The sequence below is a fragment of the Falsiroseomonas sp. genome (assembly GCF_030695085.1).
In the GTDB taxonomy this organism is placed as follows: domain Bacteria; phylum Pseudomonadota; class Alphaproteobacteria; order Acetobacterales; family Acetobacteraceae; genus Falsiroseomonas.
This window is the reverse complement of record NZ_JAUYTS010000099.1, coordinates 1-6,299: the sequence shown is the minus strand read 5'-3', so window position 1 is coordinate 6,299 and position 6,299 is coordinate 1. Positions and strand designations below refer to the sequence as shown.

The following is a 6,299-nucleotide window of genomic DNA, read 5'->3' as shown; positions in this document are numbered from 1 at the left end:
GCCTGCTGGCGCCGCAGGAACTGTTCCACCCGAGCACGCTGGAATCGCACAAGATCTGACCTTCCCTGGTCATCGGCTGTGCAACCGCCATGAAGACCATCTTCGAAGCGGTTCTTTTCGCTGCCTTGAACACGCTCAACGCATCGATTGCCTCTGGCGGAGCGCCAGAGCAGGGCGATAGGCTTGTATCCAAGACAGGGGAAAGGACAGTTTTCGATGACCGGATCGACCACGCCACCTGCGCGCCCCTGGCGCCATCTGCTTGGCGCCGCGGCCGCCGCACTCGGACTGCTCGCAGGCGGTGCGCAGGCCCAGGATACGACAATGGGTGTACGATCCGGCCCGCTGTCGATCGACCCGCATTTTTCCTCTGCCGGGCAGCACGCCTCGGCACTGCGTAATGTATTCGACGCGCTGGTGCGCCGTTCCGCCGACATGAAGCTGGAGCCGAACCTGGCGGAAAGCTGGCGGCGTGTGGACGATGCGACGTGGGAGTTCAAGCTGCGGCGCGATGTCCGCTGGCATGACGGCACGCCCTTCACCGCGAATGACGTGAAGTTCTCGGTGGAGCGCATCCCCACCGTCGTGGCCGGTACGGGCGGCCTCGGCGCCTATGTCAGGTCGATCCGCGAAACGGTGGTGGTGGATGACCATACCGTGCAGTTCCGCACGCATGGCCCGGCGGCCACCCTGCTGGCGGAGCTTGACCGCGTCTTCATCGTGCAGGCCCGCGCGGCGCAGGGCGCCGACAACGCCACCTTCCGCAGCGGCGGCGCCGCAATCGGCACCGGGCCTTATCGCTATGTCTCCTGGGAGCCGCGCGGCGACCTGGTGCTGGAGCGATTCGATGACTACTGGGGGGCGCGGCCGCATTTCCGTCGTGTCACCAAGCGCGAAATCTCGAATGACAGTTCGCGCGTCGCGGCGCTGCTGTCCGGCAATGTGGACCTCATCAACTACGTACCGCCGGCCAGCGTCGGTACGCTGAACCGCACCGCGAACCTGCAGGTTCTTCAGGTGCCGTCGATCTACGTCTTCCTGCTGCATCCGGATGGCCGCGACCAGTCACCGCTGGTCACCGACAATGAAGGCCGCCCCTTCGCGCAGAGCCCGCTGCGTGACCGGCGCGTGCGCCAGGCACTGTCGCTGTCCATCAATCGCAACGGCATGGCCCGGAACATCATGGAGGGCCTGGCGGAGCCGGCGCATACGCCGCTGCCGCCGGTGTTCTTCGGCGTGCCGCGCGATACCGCCGAGTTGCGCTACGACCCGGCAGAGGGCCGTCGGCTGCTGGCCGAGGCAGGTTTCCCGAATGGCTTCCGCATTCAGCTGCATTGCACGAATGACCGCTTTGCTGGCGATGCGCGTGTCTGCGCCGCGCTCGGCCAGTCGCTCGCCTCCATCGGTATCACTGCGGAAGTCAATGCCCAGCCGACCTCCGTGTATTTCACCAACTACACCCGCGGCGACCACAGCCTGTCGATGAATGGCTGGGGCACGCTGACGGGCGATGCGACCTATATGCTCGCCTCGTTGCTGCACACCCGCGGCGTGGATCCGCGCTTCGGCACCTTCAACCGCATGCGCTATTCCAACCCGGAGGTGGACCGCATCACCCGCGCCAGCCTGGAAGTGGTGGATGAGGGCGAACGGGAGCGGCTGGTGAAGCAGGGCATCCGTACGGCGATGGAGGACCATGCGATCATCCCGATCGTCACCCTTTCCGCGGTATGGGCGATCAATGCGCGGCGGATGAGTTTCACGGCGCGAATGGATGAGGAAACGCTGGCGCTGGACGCCAGGGCGCCCGCGGCGCCGTGACCAAAAGGGGCGGGCGGGACCACAGTCACGCCCGCCCCATCACCCTCGCCGCAGTTCCAGATTGCCGCGCAGATCCACCTCCGCACCCCAGCCCGGCAGCAGAACCAGCGTGCTGTCTTCCTGCTCGATGATCGCAGGGCCGGCGATGCGCGCGCCTAGGCCAAGACGGCTGCGATCATGCACTGGCCAATCACCCCAGCCCTCGGCGCCGAAGATGCGACGTGTGCCGAGTGGCGCGGCGGCGGGGCGCGGCAGCGCGTCGGGCAGGTCGATCGGCGCGACATGGCCAGTGACGCGCACCCGCAGCGACGTCAGTTCCACTGCGCTCGTCGTGTCGCGGAAGGCGTAGACACCTTCATGCACGCGGTGGAACAGTTCGGCGATCGCCTCCGGGGTCGGGTTCGCGAAAGTCGCGGCGTCCCAGTCCACGGTCAGTTCGAAGCTCTGCCCCGCATAGCGCATCTCCGCCGTGGCGGAGAGGGTGTGGCCACGCAGGTTTTCCGCCTCCGCCGCGATCCAGTCCCGCGCCTCGGCCGACAGCTCAGCGAGGGCCGTGTGCAACCTCGCCGTGGCAGCCTCCGTCGCCGGCAGAAGCCGGATGCGGAGCGAGCGCACGAAGTCGCGCTTCACGTCGGCCAGGATGGCGCCGAGTGCGCAGAAGGTGCTCGGTGCGAAGGGCACCAGCACGGCGGAAAGCCGCGCTTCCTCGGCCAGCATGTTGGCATGCGTCGGGCCAGCGCCGCCGAAGGGCATCAGCGCGAAGCTCGACGCATCCTCGCCGCGCTGCGCGAGGCCGGTCGAGAGTTCCGTCGCCATCACGGCGGTCGCCACCCGCAGCGCCGCCTGTGCGGCGCGGGTCGCGGCATCCGGGCCGCTGAAGCCGAGCCGTGCCGCGATTGGCAGCAAGGCGCGCTCCGCAGCCTCCCGGTCCAGCCGCATGCGCCCGCCGAGGAAGTTGGCGGGGTCGAGAAAGCCGCAGACGAGGTAGCAATCCGTCACCGTCGGTTCCGTGCCGCCGCGGCCATAGCATACCGGCCCTGGCGCGGCGCCCGCGCTGCGTGGCCCCACCTTCAGCACGCCCTGCGGATCCACCCACACGATCGAGCCGCCACCCGCGCCGATGGCCGAGACATTCACCACCGGCATCACCAGCGGCAGTCCACCCACCGTGGTGCGGGTGGTGTATTCCGGTTCGCCCGAACGGGTCAGCGCGATGTCGCTACTGGTGCCGCCCATGTCGAAGGTAATGAGGCGTTGATGCGGCGTGCGTTCCGCCGCGCGCGCCGCGGCGACCACGCCGGAGGCGGGGCCCGACAGCACCGTCTCGATCGGCCGCGCGCGAGCGGTGCGCAGCGCGACGGTGCCGCCATTCGACGCGGTGATGGTGATCGGCGCCCGCAGCCCGCGCGCGGCGAGCCGTGTTTCCAGCCGGGTAAAATACTCCTGCATCAGCGGTGCGATAAAGCCGTTCAGCACCGCAACCAGCGCACGCTCATATTCGCGCACTTCCGGCCACACTGCGGCGGAGGCGGAGACTGGCACGCCCGGTAGCCGGGCGCCGAGCTCGGCTGCCACCTCGGCTTCCAGTTCAGGATGCAGGTAGCTGTGGAGCAGCATCACCGCCACCGTCACCACGCCACCCGCACGCAGAGCTGCGGCAATACGGTCGTAATCCGCGGCGGTCGGGCGCACCAGCACCGTGCCATCCACCATGATCCGCGCTGGAATCTCGAAGGCGAGGTCGCGCGGGACCAGATCTTCCTCTCGGGTCAGGTGGAAATCCACCGAATTGGCCATGCGGCAGCGCGCGATCTCCAGCACATCGCGATTGCCGGGCGACGTGACCAGCCCGATCGGGCCACCACGGCGCTGGATGATGGCATTCAGGCCGAGGGTGGTGCCATGCACCAGCAGGCCGATATCGCCCATCGTCAGCCCGGCCTTCTGCACCAGCGCGAGAAGCCCGGATTCGACGGCGGCCGAAGGGTCCGCCGGCGTGCTCGGCTCCTTGTGGAACACCAGCCCCCTGGCGCCTGCCAGCACGAAATCCGTGAAGGTGCCACCGACATCAATGCCGACGCGTGCGGAGGCGTTCACTTCAGAAGCTCCGCGAAGGCGGCTTCGAAGCGCGCACGGGATGCGGCGGGATCGGCCAGCACCTCGACCAGCGGGCGATGGCCGGCGCGCGGCATGTCGGGAACGGTGGCTTCCAGCACCTCGCGGCGCAGCTTGCTGCGCTGTCGTTTGGGGCGCTCGTAGAGCGCGGCGTTCAGCCGGCACTGCGCCTCATCGGTGAAGACGGCCTCATAGGCCTCGCGCTCGGTGCCGAAATCAAAGCCGTCCGTATCGCGCGGCGGTCGCGCGGCCCGCAGCCTGGCCGTCTCGGCCTGATCCACCCCGCCATCCTTGATGGCCACGCCATAATCGCTGGCCGCTGCCTCAAGGCTCACTAGCCCCAGCCGCACATCGCGCAGCACCGCGGCGGGATCGCGCAGGGAGGGGTCGCCATAGCCGCCGGCACCCGGCGTCAGGATGGTGACGACATCGCCAGCTTCCACTTCCAGCAGGTCGATCTTGCCGATCACCTGTTCCTTCGCGGTGCCGCGATTGAGGATGACGCGGAAGGGTTGGCCGGGCCGGCCACCCATGGCGCCCCAGGGCGGAAAGCGGCAGCGTTCCATGCCGCGGGCCAGCACGGTGCAGCCATCCCGCAGCACCTCGAAGCTGAATTCCAGCCCGCAGCCGCCGCGCCACTGGCCAGGGCCGCCGCTGCCGGCGCGCACCGCGTAGTTGCGCACGAGAATGGGCGCCGCACTCTCGATACTCTCGATCGGATTGTTGGCAAGGTTCGAGGTGCCGCTGTCGCGCGCATCCACACCGTCGTGGCCGTGGCGTGCGCCCATGCCGCCGATCATCGGCTCCAGCACCACCACATTGCGGTCGCCCTGCGCGGTTTCCTCCTCGGCCAGCACCACGGGGGTGGAGACGCCGCCGGAAGCCGCGGCCATCAGCGTCGGGTCGCCCTTCAGCAGCGCGCCGGTGATCATGTCGAAGATGCGTCGCCCGCCGGGCTGCCGCACGCCCACGGCGGCGGGCGATTCCGCATTCACCAGGCTGCCAGGCCGTGCCTTTGCCGTTATGCAGCGATAGACGCCGGCGTTCATCGGCAAGGTCGGATCATGCGTGGAAACACAGCCGATGATGCGCGCGGTGAACCAGGCGTGGCGGCGGCCCATGGTGGGGATATTGTAGGCGGTGGCAACCTGCGGGTCCGTGCCCTCGAAATCCAGCTCGATCTCGCCGCCCTGCTTGCGCAACGTCAGGCGGATGCGCACCGGAAAGGTGCTGACCATGTCGTCATCGAGGTAGTCCCAGAATTCGTATTCACCATCCGGGATGCGCGCCAGCACCGCGCGCGCCTTCTTGTCGGCGTAGTCCTGCAATGCCTCCTGCGCCGCGATGAAGGTCTCCACGCCATGCGCCGCGATCATTTCCGCGACCCGTAGTCCTCCGACATGCAGCGATGCCAGTTCGGCACGGATGTCGCCCATATTCTGGTCCGGCGTGCGGACATTGGCGCGATACAACGCGACCACATCCGGATTGAGCTCGCCCCGGCGGACCAGCTTCATCGGCGGGATCATCAGCCCTTCCTGGAACAGATCCGTGTTGGAGGGCGAGATGGAGCTCGGCACGCGGCCGCCGATATCGGCCGAATGCACGAAACACCAGCCATAGGCGACGATGCGGCCTTCGTGGAAATACGGGCGCACCAGATGCAGATCCGGCAGATGGGTGGCCAGCGCCTCGGACGCATAGGGGTGGTTGGTGATGATGACATCGCCGGGGTCGAGGTCCGGCACCGCGCGGATGGTTGCGGTGCAGTCCAGGTCGAGGAAGTGGCTGACGCCGATGGTGCGCGGATAGCCGAAGAAGCGGCCATCAAGCCCGACCAGGGCGGTGCCGAAATCCGAGGCCTCCTTCACATACAGTGTGCGGCCGGTGCGTTGCAGAGTGAAGCCCATACCCTCCGCCGCTGCAGTGACCTTGCGGCCGAGGACTTCGAGCGTGACAGGATCCAGCATGTGTCCAACGCTATCGACGGCCGCGTTGCCTGTCCAGACAGCCTCTTGCATCACCGAATTCACATGGCAGGATACTGCGGCAATGCCCGGGGGCGCCGATGGATGAGATGACCGATCGCCTCGAGGATGAGCCCCTGATGCTCACCCCCGGCCCCGCGACGCTGTCGATGCGCGTCAAGCGCGCCATGCTGCACGACTATGCCTCGGGCGAGGAAAAGATGCTCGCCACCATCGCCTTTTGCCGGAAATACCTGCTCGACCTCTGTAACGGCCAGGGCAGCCATACGGTGGTGCCGATCGTCGGCAGTGGTACCTCCGGCACCGAGGCGACCATCGGCAGTTTCGTGCCGGAGAATGGCAAGCTGCTGATTCACACCAACGGCGTCTATGGCG

3 protein-coding genes and 1 pseudogene are annotated in these 6,299 nt (G+C 67.6%); 2 read left to right on the top strand and 2 right to left on the bottom strand.

The features are described from left to right. Positions 1-216 precede the first annotated feature (216 nt). Positions 217-1,821: an ABC transporter substrate-binding protein gene (locus Q8S40_RS11775; protein WP_305670551.1), complete on the top strand. Its 1,605-nt coding sequence runs from the start codon at positions 217-219 to the stop codon at positions 1,819-1,821. A 39-nt stretch (positions 1,822-1,860) separates the two neighbouring features. Here the strand turns inward: Q8S40_RS11775 and Q8S40_RS11770 are convergent, their stop codons facing one another. Next, a complete protein-coding gene (locus tag Q8S40_RS11770; protein ID WP_305670550.1) occupies positions 1,861-3,918 on the bottom strand; it encodes a hydantoinase/oxoprolinase family protein in 2,058 nt (685 codons plus the stop codon). Continuing rightward, a complete protein-coding gene (locus Q8S40_RS11765) occupies positions 3,915-5,906 on the bottom strand; it encodes a hydantoinase B/oxoprolinase family protein (RefSeq protein ID WP_305670549.1) in 1,992 nt (663 codons plus the stop codon). The genes Q8S40_RS11770 and Q8S40_RS11765 overlap by 4 nt, the downstream gene beginning before the upstream one ends. A gap of 98 nt (positions 5,907-6,004) precedes the next feature. On the opposite strand from Q8S40_RS11765, the pseudogene Q8S40_RS11760 reads away from it, so the two are divergent. Continuing rightward, positions 6,005-6,299, top strand: a pseudogene (locus Q8S40_RS11760) (hypothetical protein); the annotation flags it as partial.